Raw genomic sequence first — 16,083 nt, 5'->3', positions numbered from 1 at the left:
CCGTCGGCCCGGGCGTCGGCCCGGACGTCGGTCCGGACGCTGGCCCGGACGCTGGCCCGGACGCTGGCCCGGACGTCGGTCCGGACGCTGGCCCGGACGCTGGCCCGGACGTCGGTAGGGGTCGGCCGAGGTCCTCAAGACGTGCGGCGTCCTGCAGGCGCGCGAGGGGCAGGTCGGAGAACGGTCCGTGGCCGCGCTGCACCGGCCGGGTCTCGGGGGCGATCTGGCGGGCGCGTTGACGAGCCTTCCGTTCGCCCTGGCCCGGCGATGCGGAGGTCGCGTCGGTGTCCGTCGTGGCGGGCGCGGTGCCGGAGGTGGCCGCGGGGGAGGGTGCCGGCATACCGACGGTGATGCCTTCCCAGAAGGGGCTCGGGACGCCCTCGGCCCGGGAGTGCTGGTCCGCCTCCATGGCGGCCAGCCGGCTCCTCAGGAGCTCGAGCGTCTCGTTTTCCCTTGCCATGACCTCACGCTAGCGGCGACCACCGACAGTCCTCGGCGCTCATCCACAGGCCCCGGTCCGACACGTCCGGGCCGGGAGGTCGGGCTCAGCACGCGTCGGGCTCAGAACGCGTCGGGCTCCTCCATGCGGTAGCCCACGCCACGCACCGTGCGGATGGGTGCGCGACCGCCGGCCGGGCCCAGCTTGCTCAGCTTGCGGCGCAGGTTGCCGACGTGGACCTCGACGAGGTGCTCCTCGCTCCAGCCCGGTCCCCACAGGCTGTCGAGGAGGACGGCCCGCGACCACACGCGGCGCGGAGCGCTCAGCAGGATGGCGAGCAGGTCGAACTCGGTGCGCGTGAGGTCGGCCTCCTGCTCGTCGACGGTGACGACGCGGCTCTCCGGGTCGACGGCCAGGCGGCCGTGACGCGTCAGGGCCGGTCCCTCGTCGACGGCGACGGCGGACGCCGCGGACGACTCGGCGGCCGCGACCTGACCGTTGTCGGCGCGTGCGCCGGTCGCCGAAGGGGTCGAAGCGGCGTCGGCGGGGTCCTCGTTGCGCGCGGCACGGGGCCGCCGGAACATCGCGTTGACCCGGGCCTGCAGCTCGCGCGGGCTGAACGGCTTCGTCAGGTAGTCGTCCGCGCCGATCTCGAGCCCCATGAGGCGGTCGATCTCGTCGGTGCGAGCGCTGATCATGACCACGTAGGCGGTGCTCACGTCACGCACGCGCCGACAGACCTCGATGCCGTCCAGGTCGGGCAGCCCGAGGTCGAGGGTCACGAGGTCGGGGTCGCTCGCCATGACGAGCTCGACGCCCGCCTGCCCGGAGGCCGCGGTCCTGACCTCGAACCCCTGCATCGTGAGGCTGTGCGTGATGAGCTCGCGGATGTCGTCGTCGTCCTCGACGACGACCGCGGTGCGTGCTGAACCCATCATGGGTTGATTCTTGCAGAATGTCGGACTTTGCCCTACACCAACCGCATCTTGGGCCCGCGTGTTGTCCCACGACGCCCCGCGCCCGGCGGGCCGCGGGCTCGTCAGCGCGGAGCCGGCGGCGCAGAGAGCTGGGCTCGGAGCGCCTCCACCTCGGTCGCCGGCAGCCCGCACACCACGCCCCGGCACACGTACGCGACCCCACCGTCACGGACGAGCGGTCGCCCCGCGAGCAGCGGTATGCCGGGGGCGTCGGGCTCCCCGTGCACGACCACGAGCCCGGGGCTGGGTGACCGTCGGGCGCACTCCACGAGGCGGTCGGCCCGCTCGCCGGTGCCGACGACGGCCACCTGCAGCGGACCCGCGACGAGCGCCTCGGCCACGGCCAGCGACCACCCGCCGAACCGTGGCTCGCGGACGGCGAGCCCGAGGCCGGCCTCCGTCGCCCGGGCGCCGGCACGGAGGGCGTCCGCGTCACCCGTCAGGGCGCCGAGCGTGACGAGGGCGCCGGCGAGCGCCGCCTGGCCCGACGGCTCGGCGTTGTCGGCCGCGCTCCGGGGGCGCAGGTAGAGCTGCTCCGCGCCCTCCGCCGTGTCATGGAAGCCGCCGTCCTCGGCCGCGAAGGCGCGCGCGGCGCCGAGGACCCGGCGCGCGGCGTCCAGCCAGCGCACCTCGGCCGTCGCCTGGTGGAGTACGAGCAGCCCCTCGGCGAGGTTGCCGTGGTCGTCGGCGACCGCCCGGGCCGCTCCCACGACGCCACGCCGCGAGGCCCGGCGCAGCTCGCCGTCCACGACGTGCACGTCGAGCAGGTGCGTGGCGCACCGGCTCGCGGCCGCGACCCACCCGGGTTCCCCGAGGGCCGCGCCGGCCCCCGCGAGGGCCGAGACGGCGAGACCGTTCCACGACGTGACGACCTTGTCGTCCCGCCCCGGCTGCGGCCGGAGGTCCCGGGCGGCGCGCAGTCGGGCGCGCACCCCCGCGAACCACTCGGGGTCGGTGGCGTCGGCCGGCAGCTGCAGCGTCGAGGCACCGTGCTCGAAGGTGCCCTCGGGGGTGACGCCGAAGAGCTCGGCCGCCCGGTCGGCGTCCGCCCCGAGGGCGTCGTGCAGCTGCTCCGGCGTCCACGCGTAGGTGAGCCCCTCGACACCGTCGGCGTCGGCGTCGAGCGACGACGCGAACCCGCCCTCGTCGGTGGCGAGCTCGGTGAGGACGAACTCGGCCGTCTCACGCACCACCTTCTCGGCGAACGGGTCGCCCGTGGCCTTCCACCACGAGGTGCACGCGCGCAGCAGGAGCGCGTTGTCGTAGAGCATCTTCTCGAAGTGCGGCACCACCCAGCCGGCGTCGACGGCGTACCTCGCGAACCCGCCGGCCAGCTGGTCGTACATGCCGCTGCGGGCCATCGCCTCGAGCGTCTGCACCGCCATCGCGAGGGCGTCGGCCTCGCCCGTCCGGGCGTGGTGGCGCAGCAGGAACTCGAGCACCATCGACGGCGGGAACTTCGGAGCGCCGCCGAATCCCTTGTTCTGGTGGTCGAACTGGCGCGCCAGGATCTCAACGGCGGACGACAGCGCGCCGGGCTCGACGGCATACGGGCTCGGGGGCTGCAGCGCCTCGGCGAGCGACGTCGCGATGTGGGTGCCGGAGGCGCGCACCTCCTCCTCGCGCGTGCGCCACGCCTCGTCGAGGGCGGCGAGCACCCGCAGGAAGTGGTCGCGGGGGAAGTAGGTGCCGCAGAAGAACGGATCGCCCTGCGGCGTCAGGAAGACCGTCATCGGCCACCCGCCGTGTCCGGTCGTGGCGGTGACTGCTGACATGTAGACCGCGTCGATGTCGGGACGCTCCTCGCGGTCGACCTTGACCGGCACGAAGCGGTCGTTGAGGGCCGCGGCGACGGTGTCGTCCTCGAAGGACTCGTGGGCCATGACGTGGCACCAGTGACAGGCGGCGTAGCCGACGGAGAGGAGGATCGGCACGTTCCGCCGGCGCGCCTCGGCGAAGGCCTCCTCGCCCCACTCCCGCCAGTCGACCGGGTTGTCCTGGTGCTGCAGGAGATAGGGGCTCGTCGCGTGTGCGAGTCGGTTGGCCACGGTCACTCGCCGCCCACGCCGGGCGCGCCGATACGCTCGCCCACGCGCACGGTCGCTCCGGGCGTCAGGGGGTCGATGGAGCCGGCGTCGGGCGAGCAGACGAGCACGACCGTCGACCCGAACTCGAAGTGGCCCAAGGGATCACCGGTCTCGACGCGCACCGGCGGGTCGTAGCTGCGGCTCTGGACCTCGCGCCGCCGCGCGTTCGTGTGCACGGCGTCGTCGAAGGCGAGACGCGTCATCCCGACCATCGTCGCCCCCACCGGTACAACGGCCAGACGGCCGCCCGACACGGTCTCCAGGTCGACGACGATGCGCTCGTTGACGGCGAAGAGGTTGGCGACGTTGGCGACCGCGGCCACGTTGACCGGCCACAGCTCGCCGGGGATGTAGGTCGCCGCGGTGATGCGGCCCGACAGGGGCACGTGGATGCGGTGGTAGTCGCTGGGCGAGAGGTAGAGGGTGGCGTAGGTGCCCCCCTCATAGCGGTCGGCAAGCTCGCGGCTGCCGAGCAGGGCGGTGAGCGAGTAGTCGCGGCCCTTGGCCTGCACGAGCGTGTCGGCCTCGACCCTCCCGTAGGCGCCCACGGTCGCGTCGACGGGGGAGACGATCGCCGCGTCCGCCACGGGCCGCAGGCCCGGCTTGAGCGTGCGGGTGAAGAAGGCGTTGAGCGTGGGGTACTCCTCGAGCGGCAGCGCGGCCTCCTCGGGCCGTGCCCCGAAGACCCGGCTGTAGCCGCGGTGCACGCGACCACGCAGGGGACGAGGGATCGGTCGGGTCGCGAGCCAGCCGGCGCCGCGGCTGAGGGTGTGCTTGGGCAGCACCGAGAGCAGGAGGATGAGGAGGCGTCCGAGCATGATCGACCCTAACAATGTGCCCGGGCACCGAGCGTCCGGCCACGGCCGGCCGGTGGTGGCAGGGTTGGTGGTGGCAGGGTTGGCCCATGATCCTCCCCGCGGTGCGGGACCCACGCCTCGTCACGATCCGCCGCGGCGGCACGCTGACCGACGACGACCACCATCGCCTGGCCCGGTGGGCGGCCGACTGCGCGGAGCACGTGCTCGACCTCTTCGAGGGCGAGCGGCCCGGGGACGGGCGACCTCGCGCCGCGGTCGAGGCCGCCCGGGCCTGGGCGCGCGGGGAGCTCCCGATGATGCAGGCCCGTGCGCTCGGCGGGCACGCGATGGCGGCGGCGCGACCGCTGCGGGGCGCGCCGCGGTTCGCGGCCTACGCCGCCGGGCAGGCGGCGTGCGTCGGGCACGTCGCCGAGCACGACCTCGGCGCGGCCGCCTACGCGATCCGTGCGGTGCGGGCCGCGCACCCCACGGACGGGTCCGCGGGCCGTCGCGAGCGCGACTGGCAACGGGCCCGGCTCGACGAGTCCGTGCGCACCCTCGTCCTCGAGGACCAGGAGCGCCGGGACGCCATCTGCTGGAACGCCTTCTCGTCGTGACCCTGCCCGTCGCCCGGGCGAGGTCCTCGTCGAGCGTGCAGCGTGGTCCTCAGCCGGTGAGCTGATCGCGGCGTCGCGTGAGGTGGGCGCGCTCGGCCGGGTTGCCCGCGAGCGCGATCGCGCGGTCGTATGCCGTCTGCGACTCGCCGCTGCGCCCGAGCCTGCGCAACATCTCGGCCCGGGCGACGTGGAAGGCGTGGTATCCCTCGAGCACGCCTGCGAGCGGGTCGATCTCGGCGAGTCCGACGTCGGGGCCGTCGAGCTCGGCGACCGCGACGGCCCGGTTGAGCCGCACGACGGGCGACGGGTCGAGCACCGCGAGCCGCGTGTAGAGCGCGACGACGGCCGACCAGTCGGTGTCCTGCGCGGTCGGGGCGGCCGTGTGCAGCGAGCTGATCGCCGCCTGCACCTGGTAGCGCCCCGCCACGTCCCGGCCTGCTGCGACGGCCCGGATCCGCTCCTGCACCAACGACTCCGCCTCGGCGACGAGGTCGCGGTCCCACGCGCCGCGGTCCTGCTCGGCGAGCGTGACGAGCTCACCGGTGCGCGACACACGAGCTGCGCGGCGGGCATCCGCGAAGAGCATGAGCGCGAGCAGCCCGGCCACCTCTCCGTCGTCGGGCAGCAGCGTGCGCAGCAGGCGACCGAGGCGGATCGCCTCGTCGGAGAGGTCGACCCGCACCATGTCCGCCCCGTCGCTCGCGAGGTAGCCCTCGTTGAAGACGAGGTAGACGACGGCGAGGACTCCGCCGAGCCGGTCGCGGATGTCGTCCGACGAGGGCACCCGGTAGGGGATGTGCGCGGCCGCGATCTTGGCCTTGGCGCGCGTGATGCGCCGCGCCATCGCCGTCTCCTGCACGAGGAAGGCGCGGGCGATCTCGGCCACGGTGAGGCCGCAGATGAGTCGCAGCGTCAGGGCCACGCGGGCCTCCAGGGACAGCGCCGGGTGGCAGCAGGTGAACAGCAGGCGGAGGCGGTCGTCGTCCACCGGTCCGCTCGACGGCGGTGGGGCGTCGTCGTGGATCATCAGGGCCGCCTCGTGCTTGGGGCCGCGCCGGGCCTCGCGGCGGAGCCAGTCGATGGCCTTGCGCGCAGCCGTCGTCGCGAGCCAACCGCCGGGGTTGGGCGGCACGCCGTCGCGCGGCCAGCGCTCCGCCGCCGCGGCGAAGGCCTCGGCGGCCGCCTCCTCGGCGAGGTCGAGGTCGCGGAAGCGGCGCGCGAGCCCCGCGACCACCCGGGCCCACTCCTCGTGGTGCACCCGGGTGAGCGCCTCGTCGACGGCGTCGGACGTCACGGTTCGACGAGCGCCCGGACCGACTCGGCCGAGCGGAAGGGGCGCACCTCGACGGTGCCGCGGCACGCCTTGCTGGCCTGGCCGGCGAGGTCGAGCGCGACATCGAGGTCGGGGGCCTCGATGACCCAGAACCCGCCGAGGTGCTCCTTCGTCTCCAGGTAGGGCCCGTCGCTGAGCACCGGCTTCGCACCCTGACCGTCGACCGTCGTCGCGGTCGACGCGGGCTCCAGCCCGTCGGCGAAGACGAGGTGGCCGCGTCGCTCGAGCATCTCGTTGAAGGCTCCGGTGTCGGCGAACGACTCGAGCATCGCCTCCCTCGAGGGGTAGGACCCGAACTCGCCCGGCTCGTCCGGGCCGTAGACGGCCAGCAGGTAGCGCGCCATGCCGGTCAGCGCCCCGGCTCGGTCGGGCGCGGCGGGTCGCACGGGTGCGGCTGCACCCGCTCGTCGTCGACGGTGATGAGGTGTTCTGTCATGGCACGCTCCTCGGGGTGCGACGGGCCCTGCGGCCCGCGGCTGCGGCGGTCCGGTCGGCCGCCGTCCACCCTCTCCACGAACGGGGTGGGTCGGATGCGACAGCCTCCCGTGAAACTAGCCGCCCGCGCGCCCGGACGGTGGGTCCGGCGACGTCGGGCCGACCCGGGACCGCGCGGCCCCCGCACACCGACGCGTCGCGAAGAGCGTCAGGCCGCGGCCGCGACGTCCGAGCGCTGGGTCACGAGCGACTCCCAGCGGATCCGCCGGGCCCGCCACGTGAAGATCGCGAGCTTCGCCAGCTCCTCGACGATGCGGGCCACGAAGATGCCGACGTAGCCGAGAGGCGTGTGCAGGCCGAGGAGCACGGCGAGCGGCAGGCCGACCACGAAGGCGCCGACGACGTCGCCGAGGATGACGCCGCGCACGTCGTTCGCGCTCGGCAGCACGCCGGCGCCGACGATCATGTTGCGCACCTTGACGACCTGGAAGGCGGCGTTGATGAGGATGCCGACACCGGCCATGACGCGCACGTCGCGGCCCGCCTCGCCGAACAGGACGTCGAGGAGCAGCACCGAGGCGGCGAAGAGGACGCCGAAGATCGCGGCGGTGCCGATGCCCGCGCGGGTGAGGCGCCGCACCCAGGCGGTCGCGTCGGCGACGTCGCCGCGGCCGACCGAGCGCCCGACGAGGGTCGTCGTCGCGCTCATCAGCCCGATGCTGCCGACGACGAAGACGCCCTCGAGCGTCGTGACGATCTGCGCGGCGGCGAGGGCCGCGTCGCCGAGCTGCTGGAAGACGACGTTGTAGAGGAAGGTGCCCACGGTCCAGAAGAGCTCGGTGACACCGAGGGGGAGCGCGAGGACGAAGAGCGGCACGACGACCGCGCGCCACTGGAGCGCGGTGTCGGGCAGGCTCCAGCCGACGACGCCGCCGCGGCGGAACGTCATCGCCAGCAGGATGAGGGCCTTGGCCACCGCCGTGACGAGGGTCGCCCAGCCCGCGCCCGCGACCCCGAGCGAGGGGAGCGGGCCGAGCCCGACGACGAGGGAGTAGGCGATCGCCGAGTTGGCGACGACCGTGACCATGGTCGCGATCATCGGGCTCGTCGGGCGTCCGGCCGAGCGGAGCACACCGGAGAGGATCGCGCTCAGCATGACCGGCAGGGTGGCCAGCACGGTGAGGCGGAAGTAGTCGGTGCCGGCCGCCGCCACCGAGGGTGACGCGCCGACGAGACCCATGAGGTGGTCGGCGAAGAACCAGGGCACGACGGACACGACGGCGCCGAGCACGAGCGCGACGAGCAGCGCCGCGGTGACCGTGTGGTCGAGGGCGTCCCGGCGGCCCGCCCCGTGCGCCCGCGCGACGAGGATGCTGACCGAGGTGCCGAGGCAGCCGAGGGTGACGGCGAGGATGAACGTGAGGCTGTTGCTGAAGCCGACCGCCGCGATCGCGGTGGCGCCGAGGCCGCCGACGACGATCTGGTTGACGAAGTTGAGCACGAGCATGAGCACGAACTCCATGCTCACGGGCACGGCGATGCGCGCGATCTCACGGGCCGGTGTCGGCGGGACCGTTCGGGCAGCACGGAACGCGGACAGGGCGGGGCGGGGCATGGGCACGGCTTTCGGCGTCGGTCGTCAGGGGCGGCGCGTCCCAGCGTAGGTGTTCGGGCCGCTGGAGTCGAAACGATTTGACCGGGTGCGCCGAACCACCGCCCGACACGGTCCGGAGCGATGGCGGGCCGCCGTCGGCGCGACCCCCGTGCGGGACGTGCGCGGGCGTCGGTCAGTCGTTCATCGCCTTGATGATCATGACGGCCAGGCTGATCCGGTCGTGGGCCCACGCGTCGGCCGCGTCGTCGCCCGTGAGGCCCTGCGCGGCGTCGACCGCGTTGTCGGCCTCGCGCACGATGGTCCAGGCCCGGGCCCGCTCCTCGTCGATCCCGGCGCGCTCGCAGATGATCTCGAGCCGCCGCCGCAGCGACCAGCGGATCTGCGAGCCGGTGCCGAGCTCGTCCGCGCGGTTCCACAGCGCGGGCGCCACCTCGAAGGCGGGGTCGCCGCTCATCGGCTTGGGGTCGATCGCGAGCCACGGCTCGCGGTAGGCGGCAAGGACGTTCGTGTAGTGCAGGTCGGTGTGCAGCAGTCGCTCCGGGGCGCCGCGCCCGACGAGCTCGGTCGCGAGCGACGCGGCCTGGTCGAGGTAGCGACGCGGCAGCACCGCCGGGGCCGCGCGCAGCTCCTCCGCCTGTCGGTGGGCGTATGCCGTCAGGCTCGGCACGCGGGCGTGCGCGGGCCGCTCGAGCCGGGCCAGCAGGTCGCCGATGACGCCGCACGCGTCGTCGACCTCGACGCGGGAGAGGTCGCGCGTGTGGGCGCGCTCGAGCAGCAGGGCGAAGCGCGCGGGGTCGGCCCGCACGAGCCGCACCGCGCCGCGGCCGTCCCACGCCTGCAGCGCCAGGTGCTCGGTGGCCGCCTCCGGGTGCGGCCAGGAGATCTTGAGCACCGCCTCGCCGCTCACCCCGACGGCGTCGCGCCCGGCGCCGAGCAGGCGCACCGGGACGGCGACGGCGCACACGCCGCTCTCGCTGCGCCCGACGGGCTCGAGCTCCCACTCGGCGAGCAGCGCCCGGATGAGTCCGGGCAGCTCGTCGATCCAGTCGTCGCCGGAGAGGTAGCCGTCCGGCTCGTAGCCGCTCACCGCGTGGGCGAAGTGCGCGGGGATGAGGTCGTACATCGGGTCGTAGCTCACGTGGTGGCTCCCGGGAAGGCGGTCAGGGGCAGGTCCCAGCGGGTCGCGAGCGCCTGCACGTGGGCGCTCCACCGCGCCACGTCCTCGAGGGCGGCGGCGGTCGGGCTCGTGCCGGCGAGCGAGGCGGTGGTCTCGACGGCGGCCGAGAGGGTGTGGGTGGCGAGCCTGCTCGCGTCGGCCGACGACGTCACCGGGAAGGGCAGGGACCACCCGGCCGGCGGGTTCGTGCCCGAGCCCGACACCGCGGCCTCGAGCCGGGTCAACGCCTCGAGGGTGGTCTCCGCGGTACGGCGCTGGCGCCCCGAGCTCTGCGCCGCGACGACCTCGAAGGCGTAGACGAGGGGCTGGGTGCGGGCCACGACCGCGGGCCGGGCGGGGCTGGGGGCGCTCAGGGCCACGTCGCCACCGAGCAGCACCCCGGAGGCGAGGCGGGCGGCATACGCCGTCGTGAGCAGTCGTCGGGTGTCGGCGGACGCGGCCGCGACGCGCTGCCACTGCGCGGCCCCGACGGCGTCGAGGCGCGATGCGAGGGCGGGGGCGCTGCGCACGGCGGCGGTGCCGGGGACGGCCCGCGCCGCCGCGTCGACGGTGCGGGTCGGCACCCCGGCGTTGGTGAGGCGGCCGCGCACGACGGTGAGCTGCGAGCGCAGCACCGAGCGCACGGCACGCACCGTGCGCAGCGTCGAGGCGTCGGGGTCGTCGCCGCGGGCGAGGACCTGACCCGCGGCGGTGACGAGACCTGCGACGTCGGTGACGACGGCGAGCAGCAACGACTCGTCGGTGGCCGGGCGACGCGTCGGCACGGGAGGGGGCGGCTGGGGGAGGTCGAGACGCAACCCGCAGCCGGCGAGGAGGGCGATCGAACCGGCGCCGCCGAGCAGGACGAGACGCCGCGACGGAGTGCTGCGACCCCCACCCACCCGTGCCCCGAGCCCACGGGTGTCGCCGTCCATGCGCAGATCCTCGCACGGCGGCGGTGGTCGGCGAGGACCCCCCGACGCCGATAGAGTGGAGGGCACGCGACGACGGATCCCTGCGAAAGGGCTCTGGCGCCGGACATTCGAGAAGAGCAGGAGGCGTCGACGCATGAGCACGGCCCAGCAGATCAGAGCGGCGCTCGAGCCCGTGCTCGGGCCCCTCGGGCTCGTCGTCGAGGACGTCTCCGTGTCGCCGGCCGGCAAGCGCCGGCTCGTGCGCGTGCTCGTCGACACCGACATCAGCGCCCTCGACGTCGCGGACACCACGAGCCCCGTGCCGCCGCTCTCGCTCGACGCCGTGGCCGAGGCCACCCGCGCCGTGAGCGACGAGCTCGACGCGAGCGACGTGATGGGCCAGGCCCCCTACGTGCTCGAGGTCTCCTCGCCCGGTGTGGGCCGCACCCTGACCTCGCGCGACCAGCTGCGTCGCCAGGTCGGCCGGCTCGTCGAGGTGGCCCACGCGGAGGGCACCGAGACCGGCCGTCTCGCCGAGGTGGGCAGCGACCGGCTCGTGCTCGACGTGCCGGCGACGCGCAAGACCGCGGCGCGCCGCGTCGAGCTCGACCTCGACGGCGTGCAGCGCGCGACCGTGCAGGTCGAGTTCACCCGTCCGGGCGCCACGGGCGACGCCGACGGCCAGCACGCCGACGAGCACGACGAGCACGACGGGCTGCTCGAGAACGACGAGAACGACGAGAACGACGAGAACGACGAGAACGACGAGAACGACGAGAACGACGAGAACGACGCGGACGCGCCGTCCGCACCGGAAAGGGACATCTGATGGACATCGACCTCGCAGCCCTGCGCGCCCTGGAGCGGGAGCGCGACATCAGCCTCGACGTGCTCATCCCGGCCATCGAGCAGGCTCTCCTCGTCGCCTACCACCGCACCGACGGCAGCCAGCGCATCGCGCGCGTCGAGCTCGACCGCAAGACGGGCCACGTCGTCGTGTGGGCCCGCGAGGAGGGCGAGCTGCTCCCGGTGACGGAGGAGGGCGAGCGCCCCCGGCGCGGCGAGCCCGGGCCCGAGTACGACGACACGCCGGTGGGCTTCGGCCGCATCGCGGCCTCCACGGCGCGCCAGGTCATCGTCCAGCGCCTGCGCGACCTCGAGGACGAGGCGATCCTCGGCGACTTCAAGGGCCGCGAGGGCGACGTCATCTCCGGCATCATCCAGCAGAGCCAGGACCCCCGGAACGTCCTCGTCGACTTCGGCACGGTCGAGGGCATCCTGCCCCTGGCCGAGCAGGTGCCCGGCGAGCGCTACGTGCACGGCGAGCGCCTGCGCTGCTTCGTCGTCAGCGTCAAGCGCGGGCCGAAGGGCCCGCAGGTGGGGCTGTCGCGCACCCACCCCAACCTCGTGCGCACCCTCTTCAAGTTCGAGGTGCCCGAGATCGCCGACGGCACGGTCGAGATCGCGGCCCTCGCCCGCGAGGCCGGCCACCGCACGAAGATCGCCGTGCACAGCCGCGTCGCCGGGGTGAACGCCAAGGGCGCGTGCATCGGCCCGATGGGCGCCCGCGTGCGCGCCGTCATGACCGAGCTGCGCGGCGAGAAGATCGACATCGTCGACTACGCCGACGACCCCGCCACCTTCGTCGCGGCCGCGCTGTCGCCCGCCCGGGTGCAGTCCGTCGAGATCGTCGACGCGTCGGCCCGCACGGCCCGCGTCGTCGTGCCCGACTACCAGCTGAGCCTCGCGATCGGCAAGGAGGGTCAGAACGCCCGCCTCGCCGCCAAGCTCACCGGGTGGCGCATCGACATCCGCCCCGACACCGAGGCGCCCGCCGCAAGCTCCTGACCCGCCGGCCGCCCGCCCGAGGGTGTGGGCGTGGGCCCGCCGCGCGCCCGGGGCGGGCGGCACACGCCCCGCTGCACGCGGCATACGGGACATCCCGGGCGCATCGGCGGTCCGTGACGACCCGTGGCACGCCCCGCGGCGGTGACGCGGTAGACTGATGTGTGGCCGACCGGACTGGACTCCGCGACGAGCCATCCCGCACCTGTGTGGGATGTCGAGGAACGGATAGCTGGTCGGCCCTGCTGCGAGTGGTCGCGGCGACGGACGAGCACCCCGGGAGCACCCCTCCCGCCACGCTCCGTCCCGACCCACGACACCGGATGCCGGGACGTGGTGCGTGGCTGCACCCGACGCCCGAGTGTTTCGAGCTGGCAGTGCGCCGCAAGGCGTTCGGTCGTGCCCTGCGCCTGCAGGTCGCCCTGGACGTGAGCGCGGTCGCGCGACACCTCGGTCTCCACCACGAGCAGCACGCACCGGCACGACCCGCGAACGGGCGCGCCGGATCAGTCAGAGATCAGTCAACGAACCACGAGGCGGGTTGAAAACGCTATGAGCACCCGATGAGTACTCAGCGATGAGCAAGCCCCAGCGATAACCCACGGTTCGGCCACTTCCTGTTCAGGCCGGACCGAGACAGGAGAAATGTGGCTAAGGTCCGGGTCTACGAGCTCGCCAAGGAGCTCGGAGTCGAGAGCAAGACCCTGCTCGCACACTTGAAGAGCCAGGGAGAGTTCGTCCGGTCGGCATCGTCGACCATCGAGCCCCCCGTCGTCCGCAAGATCATCGAGACCTTCCCGAGGGAAGGCTCGTCCGGTGGCGGCACGAAGCCGGCAGCCCCCAAGGCTGCCCCCACGAGCGCGGCACCCGCCGCGCCCCAGACGTCCACGCCGTCGGCCGCCCGGCCGTCGGCGCCCGCGCCGGCTGCGCCTGCGGCCGCCGCTCCCGCCGCGCCGGCTCCGGCCCCCGCGGCCCCGGCCGCGCGTGACACTGCTGCCCCGGCCGCTCCCGCCGCCCCGGCGGCGTCCGCGCCCTCGGCGACCCCGGCTGCCCCGGCACCCAAGGCGCCGGCTCCGTCCGCGCCGGCTCCCGCTGCCCCCGCCGCTCCGGCGGCGGCTGCGCCGGCCCCCGGCCGGGTGCAGTCCAGCCGCGACGGTGGTCAGCAGACCTCCGGCGTGCCGTCCTCGCCGCGTCCGGCGCCCCGTCCGGGCCAGCCGCGTCCGGGCAACAACCCGTTCGCCCCGAGCCAGGGCATGGGCCAGACCCGTGCGCCGCGCCCCGGTGGCGACGCCGCTCCGCGTCCGGGCAACAACCCGTTCAGCCCGAGCCAGGGCATGCCGCGTCCGCAGTCGCGTCCCGGCGGCCAGGGTGGCCCCGGCGGCCAGCGCCCCGGTGCACCCGGTGGCGCACCGCGTCCCGGTGCCCCCGCGGGCGGTCGTCCCGGTGGTGCTGCCGGTGGCGCGCCGCGTCCCGGCGGTCCGCGCCCCAGCCCCGGCATGATGCCGGAGCGCAGCACCGTCGGTCGTCCGGGCCAGCGCCCGGCCGGCGGCCCGGGCCGTGGTGGCCCCGGTGGTGCCGGTGGTCGTGGCGGCTTCGGTGGTGGCCCCGGTGGCGCCCCCGGTCGTCCCGGCGGCTTCGGCGGTCCCCGCGGTGGCGGCGGCGGTCGTGGCTCGACGGCAGGTGCCTTCGGCCGCGGTGGCGGTCGTCCGGTGCGAGGCCGCAAGTCCAAGCGCGCGAAGCGCCAGGAGTTCGAGCAGATGCAGGCGCCGAGCCTGGGTGGCGTCAGCGTCCCCCGTGGCAACGGCTCCACCGTCGTGCGCGTGCGTCGTGGCTCGTCGCTCAGCGACTTCGCCGACAAGATCAACGCCAACCCCGGCGCCCTCGTCACCGTGCTCTTCCACCTCGGTGAGATGGCCACGGCGACGCAGTCGCTCGACGAGGACACCTTCAAGGTGCTCGGCGCCGAGCTCGGCTACGACATCCAGGTCGTCTCCCCGGAGGAGGAGGAGAAGGAGCTCTTCGACTCCTTCAACATCGACCTCGAGACCGGCATCGAGGGCGAGGACGACGAGGACCTCGAGGCCCGTCCGCCCGTCGTCACCGTCGTCGGCCACGTCGACCACGGAAAGACGCGACTGCTCGACGCGATCCGCAACGAGGACGTCGTCGCAGGCGAGGCCGGCGGCATCACGCAGCACATCGGTGCCTACCAGGTGCACCGGGAGCACGAGGGCGTCGAGCGTGCGATCACCTTCATCGACACCCCGGGTCACGAGGCCTTCACGGCCATGCGTGCCCGTGGTGCCAAGGTGACCGACATCGCGATCCTCGTGGTCGCCGCCGACGACGGCGTCATGCCGCAGACGATCGAGGCGCTCAACCACATGCAGGCGGCCGACGTGCCGATCGTGGTGGCCGTCAACAAGATCGACGTCGAGGGTGCCAACCCGGCCAAGGTGCGCCAGCAGCTGACCGAGTACAACCTCGTCGCGGAGGAGTACGGCGGCGAGACGATGTTCGTCGACGTCTCGGCCCGCCAGGGTCAGAACATCGACAGCCTCCTCGAGGCGGTCCTCCTCACGGCGGACGCGGCCCTCGACCTCCGGGCCAACCCGGAGAAGGAGGCCCGCGGCGTCGCGATCGAGGCGAACCTCGACCGTGGCCGTGGTGCGACCGCGACGGTGCTCGTGCAGACCGGAACGCTGCACGTCGGTGACTCGATCGTCACCGGCTCGGCGTACGGCCGCGTGCGTGCCATGCTCGACGAGCACGGCAACAACGTCGACGAGGCGGGTCCGTCCCGCCCGGTGCAGGTGCTCGGTCTCAGCTCGGTGCCGCGCGCCGGCGACACGTTCGTCGTGGCGCCGGACGACCGCACGGCCCGCCAGATCGCCGAGCGGCGTGAGGCGGCCGACCGCCAGGCCGTGCTTGCCAAGGCCCGCAAGCGCATCTCGCTCGAGGACCTCAACGAGGCCCTCGCGGCGGGCAAGGTCGAGACCCTCAACCTCATCCTCAAGGGTGACGTGTCGGGCTCGGTCGAGGCGCTCGAGGACGCGCTGCTCAAGATCGACGTCGGCGACGACGTGGACCTGCGCATCATCGACCGTGGTGTCGGCGCGATCACGATGAACAACATCAACCTCGCGATGGCCTCGAACGCCATCATCATCGGCTACAACGTCCGGGCCGAGGGCCAGAACGCCGACTACGCCGAGCGCGAGGGCGTCGAGATCCGCTACTACTCGGTGATCTACCAGGCCATCGACGAGGTCGAGGCGGCGCTCAAGGGCATGCTCAAGCCGGAGTTCGAGGAGGTCGAGCTCGGCACGGCGGAGATCCGCGAGATCTTCCGTTCGAGCAAGTTCGGCAACATCGCCGGCTCGATCGTGCGCAGCGGCGAGATCAAGCGTGGCTCGAAGGCCCGCATCACCCGCAACGGTGTCGTGGTGTCCGAGAACGTCGAGGTGGCCGGTCTGCGCCGCTTCAAGGACGACGTCACGGAGGTCCGCGAGGGCTTCGAGTGCGGTATCAACCTCGGGTCGTACAACGACCTGCAGCTCGGTGACCTCATCGCCACCTACGAGATGCGCGAGAAGCCGCGCGCCTGACGTCCCGGCGTCAGACGCACGACCAGCACGACAGCGCGACGGCGCCGGCCCCCTCGGGGGTCGGCGCCGTCGCCGTTCCCCGGGCCGTTCCCCGGGCCATATGCCAAGCCGTATGCCGGGTCGGCCGTCGCGCGCGCCCGTGCCGCCACGCGTGGTGGCCGGCCGGTGCGGGCGGGTGTCGGGGCACCGCGCCGGCGCCGTTAGGGTTGGTCAGTCGGCCCCCGGGGCCGGCGCACCACATCGATGAGAGAGAGGTCGTC

The 16,083-nt window shown here is 74.0% G+C and carries 13 protein-coding genes; 5 read left to right on the top strand and 8 right to left on the bottom strand.

Annotated elements, in window-relative coordinates; all coding sequences use genetic code 11:
- Positions 1-561 precede the first annotated feature (561 nt).
- From ABT295_RS05655 to asd, 3 genes are all read right to left on the bottom strand, one after another.
- Positions 562-1,377, bottom strand: a complete 816-nt coding sequence (locus ABT295_RS05655; protein WP_352393425.1) for a response regulator transcription factor — start codon at positions 1,375-1,377, stop codon at positions 562-564.
- 101 nt (positions 1,378-1,478) lie between these two features.
- On the bottom strand, positions 1,479-3,464 hold the full coding sequence (locus tag ABT295_RS05650) for a thioredoxin domain-containing protein (protein ID WP_352393424.1): 1,986 nt from the start codon (positions 3,462-3,464) through the stop codon (positions 1,479-1,481).
- 2 nt (positions 3,465-3,466) lie between these two features.
- On the bottom strand, positions 3,467-4,321 hold the full coding sequence (gene asd, locus ABT295_RS05645; protein WP_352393423.1) for an archaetidylserine decarboxylase: 855 nt from the start codon (positions 4,319-4,321) through the stop codon (positions 3,467-3,469).
- A gap of 86 nt (positions 4,322-4,407) precedes the next feature.
- On the opposite strand from asd, the gene ABT295_RS05640 reads away from it, so the two are divergent.
- Complete coding sequence (locus ABT295_RS05640; RefSeq protein WP_352393422.1) at positions 4,408-4,917, top strand: putative immunity protein; 510 nt, start codon at positions 4,408-4,410, stop codon at positions 4,915-4,917.
- Positions 4,918-4,966: 49 nt separating this feature from the next.
- Here ABT295_RS05640 and ABT295_RS05635 read toward each other — a convergent pair whose 3' ends face one another.
- The 5 genes from ABT295_RS05635 to ABT295_RS05615 form a co-directional block, all read right to left on the bottom strand.
- The gene (locus ABT295_RS05635) at positions 4,967-6,211 is read right to left on the bottom strand and encodes an RNA polymerase sigma factor (RefSeq protein ID WP_352393421.1); all 1,245 of its coding nucleotides are present in this window, start codon (positions 6,209-6,211) and stop codon (positions 4,967-4,969) included.
- Positions 6,208-6,636: a YciI family protein gene (locus ABT295_RS05630; RefSeq protein ID WP_352393420.1), complete on the bottom strand. Its 429-nt coding sequence runs from the start codon at positions 6,634-6,636 to the stop codon at positions 6,208-6,210. The genes ABT295_RS05635 and ABT295_RS05630 overlap by 4 nt, the downstream gene beginning before the upstream one ends.
- Before the next feature lie 257 nt (positions 6,637-6,893).
- Positions 6,894-8,300, bottom strand: a complete 1,407-nt coding sequence (locus tag ABT295_RS05625) for an MATE family efflux transporter (protein ID WP_352393419.1) — start codon at positions 8,298-8,300, stop codon at positions 6,894-6,896.
- Between the two features lie 172 nt (positions 8,301-8,472).
- Positions 8,473-9,438, bottom strand: coding sequence for an aminoglycoside phosphotransferase family protein (locus tag ABT295_RS05620; RefSeq protein ID WP_352393418.1), 966 nt, complete (start codon positions 9,436-9,438; stop codon positions 8,473-8,475).
- On the bottom strand, positions 9,435-10,391 hold the full coding sequence (locus tag ABT295_RS05615) for a hypothetical protein (RefSeq protein ID WP_352393417.1): 957 nt from the start codon (positions 10,389-10,391) through the stop codon (positions 9,435-9,437). Before ABT295_RS05615 ends, ABT295_RS05620 begins: the two co-directional genes overlap by 4 nt.
- 133 nt (positions 10,392-10,524) lie before the next feature.
- Between ABT295_RS05615 and rimP the strand changes: the two genes are divergently transcribed.
- The 4 genes from rimP to infB all read left to right on the top strand — a co-directional run bounded on the left by rimP (position 10,525) and on the right by infB (position 15,823).
- A complete protein-coding gene (gene rimP / locus ABT295_RS05610; RefSeq protein ID WP_352393416.1) occupies positions 10,525-11,199 on the top strand; it encodes a ribosome maturation factor RimP in 675 nt (224 codons plus the stop codon).
- Positions 11,199-12,218: a transcription termination factor NusA gene (gene nusA, locus ABT295_RS05605; RefSeq protein ID WP_352393415.1), complete on the top strand. Its 1,020-nt coding sequence runs from the start codon at positions 11,199-11,201 to the stop codon at positions 12,216-12,218. Before rimP ends, nusA begins: the two co-directional genes overlap by 1 nt.
- Positions 12,219-12,379: 161 nt before the next feature.
- Positions 12,380-12,760, top strand: coding sequence for a YlxR family protein (locus ABT295_RS05600; RefSeq protein WP_352393414.1), 381 nt, complete (start codon positions 12,380-12,382; stop codon positions 12,758-12,760).
- A 102-nt stretch (positions 12,761-12,862) separates the two neighbouring features.
- On the top strand, positions 12,863-15,823 hold the full coding sequence (infB, locus tag ABT295_RS05595) for a translation initiation factor IF-2 (protein WP_352393413.1): 2,961 nt from the start codon (positions 12,863-12,865) through the stop codon (positions 15,821-15,823).
- The last annotated feature ends 260 nt before the right edge of the window (positions 15,824-16,083 follow it).

It is taken from the genome of Terrabacter sp. NPDC000476 (assembly GCF_040300125.1).
Lineage (GTDB): Bacteria > Actinomycetota > Actinomycetes > Actinomycetales > Dermatophilaceae > Terrabacter.
This window is presented reverse-complemented; position numbering and strand designations above follow the sequence as displayed.